Annotated in this window: 12 protein-coding genes and 1 other RNA gene; 4 read left to right on the top strand and 9 right to left on the bottom strand. The window is 62.2% G+C overall.

Features of this window, described 5'->3' with window-relative positions:
* Positions 1-11: 11 nt before the first annotated feature.
* From PCS43_RS11120 to PCS43_RS11095, 6 genes are read right to left on the bottom strand one after another with little or no spacing between them, the layout of a single operon-like run.
* Positions 12-815: a DUF1295 domain-containing protein gene (locus PCS43_RS11120; RefSeq protein WP_037130102.1), complete on the bottom strand. Its 804-nt coding sequence runs from the start codon at positions 813-815 to the stop codon at positions 12-14.
* The gene (locus PCS43_RS11115; RefSeq protein WP_209908299.1) at positions 812-2,128 is read right to left on the bottom strand and encodes an SAM-dependent methyltransferase; all 1,317 of its coding nucleotides are present in this window, start codon (positions 2,126-2,128) and stop codon (positions 812-814) included. The genes PCS43_RS11120 and PCS43_RS11115 overlap by 4 nt, the downstream gene beginning before the upstream one ends.
* Entirely contained in the window at positions 2,125-3,414 is a 1,290-nt protein-coding gene (locus PCS43_RS11110; protein ID WP_003942339.1) for an SAM-dependent methyltransferase, read from the bottom strand. Before PCS43_RS11110 ends, PCS43_RS11115 begins: the two co-directional genes overlap by 4 nt.
* The gene (locus PCS43_RS11105) at positions 3,411-4,154 is read right to left on the bottom strand and encodes a DUF1365 domain-containing protein (RefSeq protein ID WP_054826108.1); all 744 of its coding nucleotides are present in this window, start codon (positions 4,152-4,154) and stop codon (positions 3,411-3,413) included. The genes PCS43_RS11110 and PCS43_RS11105 overlap by 4 nt, the downstream gene beginning before the upstream one ends.
* The gene (locus PCS43_RS11100) at positions 4,145-5,425 is read right to left on the bottom strand and encodes an NAD(P)/FAD-dependent oxidoreductase (RefSeq protein ID WP_007731296.1); all 1,281 of its coding nucleotides are present in this window, start codon (positions 5,423-5,425) and stop codon (positions 4,145-4,147) included. The genes PCS43_RS11105 and PCS43_RS11100 overlap by 10 nt, the downstream gene beginning before the upstream one ends.
* Positions 5,422-6,054, bottom strand: coding sequence for a dienelactone hydrolase family protein (locus PCS43_RS11095; RefSeq protein ID WP_054187610.1), 633 nt, complete (start codon positions 6,052-6,054; stop codon positions 5,422-5,424). Before PCS43_RS11095 ends, PCS43_RS11100 begins: the two co-directional genes overlap by 4 nt.
* A gap of 53 nt (positions 6,055-6,107) precedes the next feature.
* On the opposite strand from PCS43_RS11095, the gene PCS43_RS11090 reads away from it, so the two are divergent.
* The 3 genes from PCS43_RS11090 to PCS43_RS11080 all read left to right on the top strand — a co-directional run bounded on the left by PCS43_RS11090 (position 6,108) and on the right by PCS43_RS11080 (position 9,423).
* Positions 6,108-6,929: a GNAT family N-acetyltransferase gene (locus PCS43_RS11090; RefSeq protein ID WP_083471182.1), complete on the top strand. Its 822-nt coding sequence runs from the start codon at positions 6,108-6,110 to the stop codon at positions 6,927-6,929.
* Between the two features lie 110 nt (positions 6,930-7,039).
* Positions 7,040-8,341 (top strand): HNH endonuclease signature motif containing protein, encoded by a 1,302-nt coding sequence (locus tag PCS43_RS11085; RefSeq protein WP_270923030.1) that lies wholly within the window; start codon positions 7,040-7,042, stop codon positions 8,339-8,341.
* Positions 8,342-8,442: 101 nt separating this feature from the next.
* The gene (locus tag PCS43_RS11080; protein ID WP_007731293.1) at positions 8,443-9,423 is read left to right on the top strand and encodes an alkaline phosphatase family protein; all 981 of its coding nucleotides are present in this window, start codon (positions 8,443-8,445) and stop codon (positions 9,421-9,423) included.
* 91 nt (positions 9,424-9,514) lie between these two features.
* Here PCS43_RS11080 and ssrA read toward each other — a convergent pair.
* The 3 genes from ssrA to PCS43_RS11065 form a co-directional block, all read right to left on the bottom strand.
* Positions 9,515-9,885: a transfer-messenger RNA gene (gene ssrA / locus PCS43_RS11075) on the bottom strand.
* A 66-nt stretch (positions 9,886-9,951) separates the two neighbouring features.
* Entirely contained in the window at positions 9,952-11,526 is a 1,575-nt protein-coding gene (locus tag PCS43_RS11070) for an SDR family oxidoreductase (RefSeq protein ID WP_209908169.1), read from the bottom strand.
* A 20-nt stretch (positions 11,527-11,546) separates the two neighbouring features.
* Positions 11,547-12,494, bottom strand: a complete 948-nt coding sequence (locus tag PCS43_RS11065) for an NAD(P)/FAD-dependent oxidoreductase (protein WP_073512821.1) — start codon at positions 12,492-12,494, stop codon at positions 11,547-11,549.
* A gap of 65 nt (positions 12,495-12,559) precedes the next feature.
* Here PCS43_RS11065 and PCS43_RS11060 point away from each other — a divergent pair, with 65 nt between their 5' ends.
* Positions 12,560-13,144, top strand: coding sequence for a helix-turn-helix domain-containing protein (locus PCS43_RS11060; RefSeq protein ID WP_007731290.1), 585 nt, complete (start codon positions 12,560-12,562; stop codon positions 13,142-13,144).
* Positions 13,145-13,313 lie beyond the last annotated feature (169 nt).

Below are 13,313 nucleotides of genomic sequence, written 5' to 3'. Positions count from 1 at the left end.
CCCGAAAGAGCCTACGTCCCGGAGCGGGCTTTCGGCGGGCGAGGAATGAAGTAACTTGTCCGCTGCTGATACTCGCGATAGCCCGGACGCTGTTCCATGTGTCGCTCGAGCAACCGCGCTCCGGTGGCGAAGACCAGGAAGTACGTCATGGCGATCGGTGAGAGGACGGTCAACACCCCCGGCCACACGGACGCCGAGACGAGGAAGATCCCCCACCAGACACACGCGTCGCCGAAATAGTTGGGATGCCGCGTCCATGCCCACAAACCTTGATCCATGATGTGGCCACGGCTGCCCGGATCGGATTTGAACTCCTCCATCTGTCGGTCGCCGACCGTCTCGAACGTGACGCCGACAATCCACAGCGCGATTCCGAGTACGACAAGAAGTCCGAAGCTGCCGTTCGACACTGCTGCGACCTGGATCGGCAGGGAGACGAACCACAACGAAATCCCCTGCGTGAGATAGATCTTGCGGATCGCATACAGCGTTCGATTACCCGTCGCTCGTCCGAGCATTTCTTCGTACCGCGGGTCTTCACCTTTGCCACGCGATCGAATCGCCATGTGCGTCGCCAACCGCAGACCCCAGATCGCCACGAGCGCAAGCATCAGCAACCGGCGCCAGAGGTCGCCGGTTCCCACTATCGCGGACACGAGCGCGATCAGAACGAAGCCGGCGCCCCACGACACGTCGACAACGTTGTGGCGCCCGATCCGTACACCGATCGTGGCTGTCACCGCCATTCCGACGGCGATCGCCAGCAGACTCGTGAGTGTGACCACTCCGAACGCGCCCCAGTCGAATCCGTTCATCGCCGCGACACCCACTGCGGCCGTACCGGTTCCATACCCGATCGACCATCACCGTGCGGCCGGACCGACAGAATCTGATCGACGCCCATCCTGCCGTCCCGAAATGCCATTCCTCCGCCGACGAGGTAGAGACGCCACACCCGAGCGACTTCGACACCTACGAGTTCCACGACGCGATTCCAGTTCGATTCGAAGGTCTCGATCCACGCGTCGACGGTCCGCACGTAGTGCTCACGCAGGGCGTGGACGTCCCGCACTTCGAGTCCACCTTCCTCGATCATCGCAACAGTGCGACCGACGGGCCGCATGTACATGTCCGGCGCGATGAACGACTCGATGAACGGACCTCCCCCGGGGTGCGGGCCAGTGCGGGACATCTGCTGAATCAGCACACGGCCACCGGCAATAACATTGTCGTGGAGCGCTTTCACGTAGGTCGGATAGTTGTCCTCACCGACATGCTCACCCATCTCGATGGAAGCGACCGCATCGAAGGGACCGTCTGGAATCTCTCGATAATCTTGGAGGCGAATCTCGACCCAGTCTTCCAAACCGAGCGCGCGGACCTTCGCGTCGACAAAAGCCTTCTGCTCCGCCGAGATCGTGATTCCGACAACCCTGGCACCGTACTCCCGCGCTGCATGCAGGCTGAGCGAGCCCCAACCACAGCCGACATCGAGAAACCGCAAGCCTCGCGCTCGATCGAGACCGACCTTGCGGCACACCAGGTCCAGCTTGTCTGTCTGTGAGTCTTCGAGCGTGTAGTCCGGTGCATCGGAAGTCCAATAGCCCGAGGAGTACGCCATGTTCTCATCGAGGATCAATTGGTAGAAATCGTTCGACAAATCGTAGTGGTGCCCGATCGCCTCGCGGTCGCGGGCGAGGCTGTGCAGGCGCCCCTTCACCTGAGCCTGCGACGCCGGCGGAGCCAAAGGTCTCCCGAAAGCACCGAAGGATCGCGCAGCCTTGACCACGGCCAGGACAAGCGAGGGTGTCGGGGTAATCGACCCGAGCCCCCGCTCGGCAGACACCTTCCACACGTGTGTGAGTGCATCGCCTAGATCGCCCTCGACGTCGAGTTCACCGAGAACATATGCCTGCGCAGCCCCCAACTCGCCGGGATTCCAGAGCAAGCGTCGCAAAACATTCGGGCTGTAGAGCGTCACTTTCGGAGCATCTTCCGGACCTGCCGTGCTGCCGTCCCATGCAGTCAACCGCACCGGAAGTTCGCCGCCGACAAGTGGACTGAGGATGTCCGAGAGACGACCCGCAACGCCGGTACCTTGTGTCGTTCGATCCATTGTGGCAGTCATCGCTGGTTCCTCCGATCGAGAACAATTTGCTGGACGTCGAGATACCCCGACCGAAACCCCGCCTCGGAGTAGCAGAGATAGAAATGCCACATGCGCGCGAACACTGCGTCGAACCCGAGCGCGGACGCCTCGTCGGTGCGAGCGCTGAATCGCTCGTCCCACAGTCGCAACGTCTGCGCGTAGTGATCGCCCATCGACATCCGCTCACGCACCCGCAGGGTTGTCATGCGCTCGGTGACGTCCTCGATCGCCCGCACCGACGGGAGAAATCCGCCGGGGAAGATGTACTTGTGCACCCAGGTGTAGGTGTTGCGGGTCGCGAGCATTCGATCGTGCGGCATCGTGATGGCTTGGATCGCCGCGCGCCCACCCGGCGCCAGCAGGGCGTCGATCGTCTGGAAGTAGCTTCCCCAGTACTGGTGGCCGACGGCCTCGATCATCTCGACCGACACAACGGCGTCGTACTCCCCCTGTACCTGCCGATAGTCGAGAAGGTCGACCTGAACGCGATCTGCCAGTCCCGCAGCGCTTATCCGCTTCGCTGCCAATTCCTGCTGTTCGACCGAAAGTGTCACCGAGCGCACCGTCGCTCCCCGTTGGGCAGCTCGGATCGCCAATTCTCCCCAGCCTGTGCCGATTTCGAGCACTCGCGAACCGGGTCCGACACCTGCGCCATCCAGCAGTCGATCGATCTTCCGATGCTGCGCCGCTGCGAGCACGTCCCACGATGGGGTCGCCCCTACCGACAGATCCTCGAAGAGTGCACTGGAATACGTCATGGTGTCGTCGAGGAACAGTTCGAACATCTCGTTCGAGAGGTCGTAGTGCCGGGAGATGTTCGAGCGCGTGTTCTGCGTCGAATTCCGTTCACTGCGAGGCTGCTTCGGAATGTAGAGGCCTCGTAGCCGCTGCAGGAAGTCGGGAATGAGCGTCGCCACGCGGGAGGCGAAGACTTCCAGGACCGCAGTGAGGTCGGATGCTTCCCAATCGCCCGCCATGTAAGACTCGCCGAATCCGATCAAACCACTGTCCCCCACACGAGCAGCGAAGTCGTCTGGGCGGTGAATGACCATCAACGGCGAATCGGGGCTACCGCCACCGGAGAACTCACCGTTGGGCATCTGGACACGCAGCGGCAAACGTGCGACCGCCTTGTGGAACAGGGCGCGGGCAACCGGTGATGCAACCCGCACTTTGAGCCCGCTCGGCACGGTGGCGACGCCCGGCCACCGCTCGGTTTCGATCGTGTGAGCGGAAGGTTCGGTGCCGAGAGTGGTTGTGGTCATTGCACTGCCTCCTGCGGGTGATGTTGCGGTCGGGGAACGATGGGTAAGCGCCTGGCCCACAGCCGGATTCCTTGAAATCTGATCTGCGCGGCGACTCGGAGCGGAGCCAGCGGGATGGCGAGCGCACTGCGCACGATCTCGCGCGTCGTCGCCGGCACACAACGACCGGACACCGTGGCCACGAAGGGCGCCTTGCCGTCACGGGCCAGAACTATCGAGAGCGCGAGCGCGGTGTCGGGTAGCGGAAGTCGCATCCGGTACTCGCCGTCCAGATCGTTGAACGGAGATACGTAGAACTCTTTGGACGTGCGAACCGCGCCACGTTCGTCGGTTTCGAGCAGGTAGCAGTGCCGCTCGCCGTAGGTGTTGTGAACCTCGGCAACGACGCACCGCTGACTGCCGTCGTCGTTCAGACACCAGAACACACTCAGCGGGTTGAACACATGGCCGAACACACGCGCGTTCGCAAGCATGAGGATGCGACCGCCGGCGAACTCCAATCCGTTGGTTGCCAGAAAAGTCTCGACGTTGGCACGAATCGATCGAGTGGGGTCGCCGAGGTGATCCCCGGCGTCGAACTTCGCCAAGGGCCGCAAAGCCTTCGGAAGCTCGGGCAAATCGTCGACGTCGACGAGCCAACTGTAGCTTCGGTACTCGAACTCGTTGTGCAACGGCTCCGTTCGTACGTGCCGAATGCTCGTATGAACGATGGACGGCGTGATGGGAGTAGTCACGGCCACCGACCTCCGACGCGTTCGGCGGCACGCAGGCCAGACAGTGCACCGTCCTCGTGGAAGCCCCATCCGTGGTACGCGCCGGCAAACGCGAGTACGTCCGAGTCCAGCTCGGGAAGCCGCGCTTGAGCGGCGACGGAGGTGGGTGTGTACTGCGGATGCTCGTAGGTCATCTGATCGATCACCGAGTCCGGGGACACCATTTCGCCTCCCCCCAAGGTCACCAGGTAGCGCCGGCCGGTCTCCGGGAGCCGCTGCAACCTCGTCATGTCGTAGCTGACCAGAACGTGATCCGGCTTCGCGTTGCATTCAGGGATGTAGTAGTTCCACGACGCGCGCGCATTGGTGTTGCCGGGCAGCACATTTTCGTCGGTGTGAAGTTGGGTGTGGTTGACGGAGTACGGCATTGCGCCGAGGACCTGGGATTCGGCAGGCGTCGGATCCGCCAAAATCTTCAGTGCTTGCTGCGGATGCGTTGCGACCACGGCTGCGTCGAAGGTCTGGATCTGGTCGTCGCCGTCACGAATGTCGACGCGATCGTCGAACCGGTGGACGGCGCGAACCGGCGTGTTCAGGCGGATATCCCCGATGCTTTTGGCGACGAGACGAACGTATTCGCCCGATCCACCGGTGACTGTTCGCCAGGTGGGCGATCCAGTGACGCTCAGCATTCCGTGGTGATCGAGGAACGAGAACAGGTACCGCGCGGGATATTTCAGGGCCGAGCCGGGATCACACGACCAGACTGCCGACACGAGCGGAGTCATGAAATGAGCGGTGAAGTAGTCGGAGAACCGGCCGCTGCGCAGAAACACTCCCAGCGTCTGGTCAGGTGCCGACGGATCCGTGTTGTCGAGCAATGCGCGGGCACGGCGATGGAAGCGCTTGACCTCCATCAACATCGACAGAAAACTGCCGTTCACCAGCAGCCCCGGCGTCGGGAGAACGCCGCGCAACCCTTGGCCTCCCGAGTACTCGAGCCCGCACCCCCCACACCTGACCGACATGCTCATATCGGATTCCTGCGTAGGCACATCGAGTTCTGCGAACAATCGCAACAATGTCGGATAGGTGCGATCGTTGTGGACGATGAACCCCGTGTCGATGGCGAGGCTTCGCCCTTCCGGGTCGGTGACCGAATGGGTGTCCGCGTGCCCGCCGAGCCGTGAATCCGCTTCGTAGAGGGTGACGTCACTGTCCTTACTGAGCACCCACGCCGCTGTCAGACCTGCGACACCACTACCGACGACGGCCACCTTGCGCTTGTCGGAACTCATCGTCGTTCTCCCATCTTTGTTGCGGCTACCCCGCGACTCATTCCTGCGATTGCATCCGCGACGAGGCGATGCCAAGTCGCCGCCCGACGGAGCATGAAGTGGCCTGCGCCGTCGATGCCGATCCATTCAGCGCTCTTACCCGACGCCTGCAGTTCGTCGACCTTTCGCCGCGACACCTCCGGATCGGTCCAGGAGTCAGCCGTGCCGTGAAGGACTGACAGTGGTGTGTCCGAACGCAGATTCACCGACGTTCCATCGGGCCACCACGGCGCCAGCGCGACCACACCGACCACCGCCGGATCGCCACATAGTTCGGCGGCGACCCGTCCGCCCATCGAGTGCCCCAGCAGGATCACCTGAGCTTGTGAATTACGTTTCGTTATCGCGTCGAGTGCGGCGCGGGCGTCCACGACCGGACTGCGCTCGGCACCGTTCCAACCTCGAACTCGATAGCGAGCCTGCACCGCTTTGACACCGGAGAGGCGAAGCTGAGCGGTGAACGGGCACATCCGAAGGTTGGACAGATGCCAGGCGCGAGCCGGGCGATGGCTCGATACCTTTCCTCCAGGCAGCACTAGCACCACCAGGTGCTGGTCACCGTCCTGCTGTTGCCGTCGGTTGGGCGTCATACACGGCATTCGGAGCCGAAAACCATTTGGATGGGGTTCGTAGAATTTCTTTTGTGAATCGTGAAGCACTCGTCGGCGATGTCCTCGACGCCATGGACGCCAACTTGGTATCCCATGCCTGCCACCTGCATGAACACTTGCCGACGGGATCGGTCACGGTCTCTGCAGATGTTGTCGTCGCAGACAGCGGCCTCACCGACGACACTTTCAACATCATCGCTGGTGCGCGCTTCGCTGTACCTGCTGCTGAAGGCCCGGAAGAAGACCGACGACTACTCGACGTACTCGCGTGGCTTCGAGCAACCGGTCGTCCGTTCTCCTGGTGGACAGGTCCGCGCGACAAGCCCTCTAACCTCGGCGCTCGCTTGTCAGCCCTCGGCTGCGTGCGCTCCGAGGAAGAAAGAGCGATGACGGCAGACTTGGACGTCGTCCCACGCCCAACGCCTGTCTCAGAACTGTGCGTTCAGCGAGTGACGACTCGTTCGCAGCTCGCCGACTACGCCGCCGTGATGGCCGCCAATTGGTCGCCGCCCTCAACCGCAGTAATACGTTTCTTCGAAGACACCGCCGATGACATCCTCGATGAGCGCTCGCGGAGTTCGTTTGTCGTGGGATACGCGAACTCCCAGCCTGTCGCCGGAGCCGAGGTCCATTTTGCCGCCGACGTCGCCGGACTGTATGGGGTCGTCACACTCGAAACGGCGCGCCGACGCGGATTCGGCTCGGCGGTCACCCTTGCCGCACTCGACATCGCCCGCGAGCGAGGTGCCCGAACCGCTGTACTTCAGGCGTCCAGCGACGGCGCACAGCTCTATCGAAACGTCGGCTTCGAGGATGTCGGTACCTACGCCGAGTACTCGATCGGCAGCGGTTAGACGTCCCCGCGGGGACGCTTTCCGTCCTCATCCACGGATGTGTGTCGGTACTGGCATCTACTATCGAACGTACATTCGAAACATTGTCGGACACGCGCCGGGGGGCAACGATGAACGCAGCACTGACCGATACCGCAGAACTGACCGATACCGCAGCACTGATCAATGAAGAAACGCAGGGTTCCACCCGAAGCGACGTAGAGCAACTCGGCTCCGAAATCTGCGCTCTCGCCGGCCAGATCGCCGCGGCCACGGCTCGATTCCTTACCCTCCTGTCAAAATTCGACGAAGACCGCGGCTGGACCGGCCCTGGACTTCATTCGTGCGCCCACTGGCTGTCGTGGAAATGTGGAATGAGCCTGCACACCGGCAGGGAATATGTTCGCGTCGCCAAAGCGCTCCGACCTTTGCCCGAGATGCGGAAGGCCTTCGAGCAAGGCCGGCTGTCCTACTCGAAGGTTCGCGCACTCACCCGGGTCACCACGCCGTCAAACGAACAGCAGATGGTTCGGTTCGGATGCGAGGCGCCCGCAGCCCAGATCGATCGTCTCGCCGCAGGTCTGCGTATTGCAACCGACAATGAATCTGGCAAAAGCAAAGCGCCCGAACATCTTCAGGTCCGCTGGCATTGGGACTCGGATACGGGCGAGTTTGTCATCAAAGGACGCCTGCCCGCGCAGGACGGCGCCCGAATCCTCGCAGCATTGGCGGCGGCGGAACGTGAACGCACCCGAACCGCTGCCATCCGCCCTGTCGACGAGAAGGCCACAAAGAACCCGGCCGGAAATATCGGACCAGGACTCGTCGCGATGGCAGAGCTCGCCACCGCCGCAGTCACAGACCGCACGTCCAAGGCCGCCGCGAACGAAGTTGTGTTCTTCCACGAAGCGAACACCGTCCGTGTACCGAGTGGACCCGCGCTCCCCCAAAGTGCCGCCGAGGAAGTGCTCTGCAACGCGAAACTTCGCCTGGGAACGACAAAGGAGGGATGCGTTTTGAATCTGGGCCGAAGGACCCGCGTCGTCAGCGCCAAACAAATGCTGGCATTGAATTACCGCGACGGATGTTGCCGCACACCGGGTTGCGGGCGGACTCGCTTCTTACACGCACATCACGTGAAATTCTGGGGACGCGGCGGAAATACGGACTTGGACAATCTGATCATGCTGTGCGGCACCTGCCACCGCGCGCTGCATGACGGCCAGTTCACGATCACTGCTCTCGGCGAGCAGAAGTTCGAGTTCCTTTACGCCAATGGTGACGTCATCGACCCAGCACCACCGACCGAGGGATTCGCTGATGGCCTACTGCGCGGAGACATACCCGACGACGCGATCATCCCAAGATGGGACGGCGAGCCCCTTCACCTCGATCACGCGGTCAGCGTCATCCTCGACGGTTGGGCTGCCTGAGGAAACATTGGTCTAGTCCAATCTGAATCTGCCGTGAACAACAGGACAACCCTCACATCCAGGTAGTGCAATTGGTCTAGTCCTATCGCAAGATGCTTAGCGTGACCAAGAAAATCGCACGCACCTCAGCCGCTATCACACTCCTCCTCGCCGGCGCTGTTGCTGCCGGAACTGCAACTGCTGCAGCAATTCCCGGATCGTCCGACCTCAATCCGTCGGCCGCCGAGAAGACAGTTGTCATCGGCCTCGACGGCACTATGCTCAGCCACATCAAGACCGCCGACGCTCCCCGCCTCCAGAAGCTGATCGCCGAAGGAACCAGCGGAGAATCTTCCATCCTCGGCCACACCACCATCTCCGGACCGTCGTGGTCGACCATCCTGACCGGAGTCTGGGATACCAAGCACGGAGTCAAGGACAACACGTACGCGGGCGCCCGCTTCGACCTCTACCCGAGCGTCTTCACCCGACTGGAAACAGCAAAGCCCTCCCTCCTCACCGAATCGATCTCCACCTGGGGCGGCATCGACAACATCGCCTCCAGTGGGACACCGAAAGCCGACGTTGTCGTCACCACGGCCGATGCAGGTTCCGGAGCGGCCACCGACGCTGCGACGGCAGACGCCGTCGCCCGCGACATCACAGACAAGGGACCTGACCTGATCTTCACCCAACTCGATCAGGTGGACGGCGCGGGACATAGCGGCGGCACCAACGGCGCTGCGTACGAAGAGTCCATCGCCTCGGTCGATGCTCAGGTGGGCAAGATTGTCGATGCCGTCGATCAGCGCGCAGCAAAGACCGGCGAGAAGTGGACTGTACTGGTCACTGCGGATCACGGGCACAAGCCCGCCGGTGGGCACGGCGGTCAGACACCCGCGGAAGCAACGACATTCGTCATAGCACGCGGCGCGGGATACGCGGCCGGTAAGAACACAGACTCGTACACGATCGCCGACATCACCCCGACAATCCTCCAGAGCCTGGGCGTTGCATTGCCTGCCGATCTGGACGGCAAGCCGCTGGCCAAGGAAGCTCCCGGCTTCGTCGGCTCGGTCGACCTGGGATTCTTCGGCTCCTGATCGCAAGAAGGCCCGGGCCACACGGCAGCAAGGCAGCAGCAAGGCAGCAAAAGGGCCGGGCCGGAGAGCGTGTGCTCTCCGGCCCGACCTGTTGTGGAGCTGCCGGGAATTGAACCCGGGTCCTACGTTGAATCGCTAGGGCTTCTCCGTGTGCAGTTCGCTAAGTCTCTACTTGGATCTCCCAGTCTCGCGAACAAGCCAGGATGACGATCCCAGTCACTGTTTGATGTCCCATTCGACTCCGTGACCGAGCCGAACAGTAAAGCCCTCTAGCTGATGCCAGGAACCGGGTCGAGGGCAACCCCGGGCTGACAGACACGCTTCGCTACTTAGGCAGCGAGAGCGTAGTCGCGCTGATTGGAATCGGCGCTTATAGGTTTGCAGCGACGCTTACGGTGGTCTCTTGCCTGCACCGACACGCTTCCCCTAACTCAACACACGCAGTCGAAACCGTTCAGCCCCGTGTGTGCCCCGCGTCTTTCGTGGGGCTATTCACTATAACGCGCCGAAGTTCGGAAGTCATACCAATTAATCGGCGGCACTTTCCGTGTCCTTCGGCCCAGCCGTTTCCTGCACTGCACCCGCTTCCTGCACTGCACCCATTTCCTGCACTGCAGCCATCTCACGCTCGGCGGCACCGGTGATGTTGGTGATCATCCCCTGGAAGACGACTCCGTGGAAAGGCAGGATCGAATACCAGTACGCCCGACCCGCGAGCCCGCGAGGGAAGAAGACCGCGCGTTGATCGAGGTGGGAACCCACCGGCCGTCCGTCGGCACCGGCTGGGCCTTCTGATACTCGCAACTCCAACCATGCTCCGCCCGGGACCTTCATCTCGGCGCGCAATCGGAGCAACTTGCCTCGATCGATTTCTTCGACCCTCCAAAAGTCCAGGGCTTCGCCCGTGTTGAGCCGGCGTGGATCCCGCCTGCCCCGGCGCAGTCCGACACCACCGACCGCGCGGTCCATCCACCCCCGAATGGCCCACGCCAAAGGGAATGAATACCAACCGTTCTCGCCGCCGATCGACTCGACCACCGACCAGAGGGTTTTCGGATCCGCCGCGCAGTCACGTTCGCGATGATCGACGTAGACCGCTTCGCCGGCCCAATCCGGGTCGGATGGAAGAGGATCGGATGGAGCGCCCGCGATCGTTGCACCGGACCACGCCGTCTCCACCTCACCAGTCTCGATCTTTCGAAGTGCCAGCCGCACCGCTTCTCGATACGGCGTGAGGCCCTCGGCGGGAGGCGGGATGAAGCCGTCGATGTCGTGATTGTGCATCACCGCGTCGTTCTGCAGGGATTCGATCAGGGGCATCGCCAAACCTCGTGGGATCGGCGTGACCAATCCCACCCAGTGACCTGCCAGACGCGGGGTCAGGACGGGCAGGACGAGGATGCGTCGGCGTACCAATCCAGCGACGTCGGCGTAGGTGTTCATCATTTCGCCGTACTGCATGACATCCGGCCCACCGATGTCGAAGGCGCGGTTGACCTCCGGCGTCGTCGCCGCGGCTGCAATCAAATAGTGGAGTACGTCACGCACCGCGATCGGCTGAATGTTGTTGTGCACCCACTTGGGTGTGGTCATCACCGGAAGCCGATTGGTCAAGTGGCGCACCATTTCGAAGGACGCCGAACCCGATCCGATCACCACTCCAGCTTGGAACACAACCGTCGGAACCTCGGAGTCGAGCAGGATCCGACCGACTTCGAGCCGGGACTGCAAGTGAGTCGACAACTCTCGGTCGGACGGATGAAGCCCGCCCAGGTAGACGATCCGTCGCACCCCCGCATCGCGGGCAGCGGCGGCGACGTTCTCCGCGCTTCGCTTGTCGATATCCGAGAACGACCCTCCCCCACCCATGGCGTGAACGAGGTAGTAGACCACGTCGATATCGTCGAAAACACCTGAGAGGGTGCCACTGTCGGTCAGATCCCCGCGCTTGATCTCCACGGAATCGCGCCAGGGAACATCGCGTAGTTTCTCCGGGCTGCGCACCACCACTCGAACTCGATGGCCCTCTTCGACCAGGCGAGGGGCAAGACGTCCGCCGATGTATCCGGTCGCACCCGTGATCAACACTCTCACTGCGTCCATCACCCCACGCTACGCACAATTCAACTGCGAAGCGCGAGTGCAACCCCGAGGTCGTCGTTGGTCAACATCATGTTGATCCCCGCTCCGGCCTTCGCCCCGGCGGCTGCGGCCATGATGACCTGGGCACCCGGGTCCACGACATTGCCCGCGGCGAACACGCCGGGCACGCTTGTGGCCCCCATCATGTCGACTGTGACGAAATCGCCCATCATCGTCTCGGCGCGCTGCGCACCGAATGCGCGCAAGATCGCATCGTTGGGGTCCATCGTGAGGGCGCCACCGACAAAGACCGCCGAACGCGCGACCACACTGCCGTCGGCCAACCGCACGCCCACCAACCGATCATCCTCGACGACGGGACCGGCAACCTCACCCTCGACGATCGAAATACCGCGAGCCGCAAGCTTTTCCCGATCTTCGGAACTCAGTTCGGTGATGCGATGAAGGAAGAGAACCACGTCATCGGACCACTGGCGAACCATGAGCGCCTGGTGCATCGCAAATTCCGCGCTCCTGGCGATCACGCCGAGCGGCTGATCACGCACGCCATACCCGTGGCAGTACGGGCAGTGCAACACATCGCGTCCCCAACGCTCGCCGAAGACTTCGAGTTCTACCGGTAGGCGGTCCGTCAGACCCGTCGAAACAAGCACCTTGCGCACCTGAATCTTGCTGCCGTCAGCCAGTTCTACCGAGAATTTCTCGCCGTCCCGTGTCACGGAGACAACGGTGCCGTCGTGGAACTCGCCGCCGAATTTGCGGACCTCACCTCGGCCGATGGTCAACAATTCTGCGGGGTTCATGCCGTCACGGGAGAGGAATCCGTTCATGTGGTCGGCGGCCGCGTTCCGTGGCGATCCGTTGTCGAAGACGATCACGGACCTGCGTGCCTGACCGAGAATGAGTGCGGCGTTGAGGCCTGCCGCACCGGCTCCGATTACTGCTACGTCGAATGAGTTCTGCGTCATGAATCCAGAATGACAAGAGAACGCAGTCTTGACAAACGCTGTTGCCACTTTGGCAAAATGAGTGCATGACCGAAACATCGTTCGAAGCCGTACTAGCCGGCATCGGCCCTCGTCTACGTGCGTTGCGCCAACAGTCCGACATGACCCTGGCCGATTTGTCGGAGACCACCGACATCAGCGTCAGCACACTGTCGAGACTCGAATCCGGTACTCGCCGAGCCAACTTGGAGCTTCTGCTGCCGATTGCCAAGGCACACGGCGTCCCCTTGGACGACCTCGTGAACAGCAAGATCAAAGATCCGCGCGTGCGCGAAGAACCTCGGACGGTCGGATGTATGACGGTCATTCCGTTGACGAGTCAACCCGGCAATCTGCAGGCCTACAAGATGATCATCTCGCCCACCGACGACGATCGCGAACCGGGATCCCACGAGGGCTACGAGTGGGTCTACGTTCTGTCCGGGCGCATCCGACTCCAACTCGGCGACCGGGATTTCATCATGGGGGCAGGCGAGGCCGCCGAGTTCGACACGCACATCCCGCACCGCATCAGTGCTGCCGACGGACGGCCGGCCGAGGCGATCAGCCTCTTCGGAAAACAGGGCGAGCGGGTTCACCTACGCGCAGCGCCGGCCGACAGACGCGGCTGAGGAAAATTCTCCGAGAAGCGAGGACATCTACAAGCGGGTGACTCGGTGGAGCGGGTGCACATCGTTGAGAGATGACTGAGAATCCGGCCAAACCAATTCCACCTGTTGTACCGCGCCGCCTGTCTCCGCGCGAGATAGCTAGCCCGATGAATCATCATGACCGAGAAGA

The sequence above is a fragment of the Rhodococcus sp. C-2 genome, from assembly GCF_027854095.1.
Taxonomy (GTDB): domain Bacteria; phylum Actinomycetota; class Actinomycetes; order Mycobacteriales; family Mycobacteriaceae; genus Rhodococcus_F; species Rhodococcus_F qingshengii.
This window is presented reverse-complemented; position numbering and strand designations above follow the sequence as displayed.

Coding starts and splice junctions, on each gene's coding strand:
- PCS43_RS11120 (WP_037130102.1), bottom strand. CDS start 815: ATGAACGGATTCGACTGGGGCGCGTTCGGAGTGGTCACACTCACGAGT.
- PCS43_RS11115 (WP_209908299.1), bottom strand. CDS start 2,128: ATGACTGCCACAATGGATCGAACGACACAAGGTACCGGCGTTGCGGGT.
- PCS43_RS11110 (WP_003942339.1), bottom strand. CDS start 3,414: ATGACCACAACCACTCTCGGCACCGAACCTTCCGCTCACACGATCGAA.
- PCS43_RS11100 (WP_007731296.1), bottom strand. CDS start 5,425: ATGAGTTCCGACAAGCGCAAGGTGGCCGTCGTCGGTAGTGGTGTCGCA.
- PCS43_RS11095 (WP_054187610.1), bottom strand. CDS start 6,054: ATGACGCCCAACCGACGGCAACAGCAGGACGGTGACCAGCACCTGGTG.
- PCS43_RS11085 (WP_270923030.1), top strand. CDS start 7,040: ATGAACGCAGCACTGACCGATACCGCAGAACTGACCGATACCGCAGCA.
- PCS43_RS11070 (WP_209908169.1), bottom strand. CDS start 11,526: ATGGACGCAGTGAGAGTGTTGATCACGGGTGCGACCGGATACATCGGC.
- PCS43_RS11065 (WP_073512821.1), bottom strand. CDS start 12,494: ATGACGCAGAACTCATTCGACGTAGCAGTAATCGGAGCCGGTGCGGCA.
- PCS43_RS11060 (WP_007731290.1), top strand. CDS start 12,560: ATGACCGAAACATCGTTCGAAGCCGTACTAGCCGGCATCGGCCCTCGT.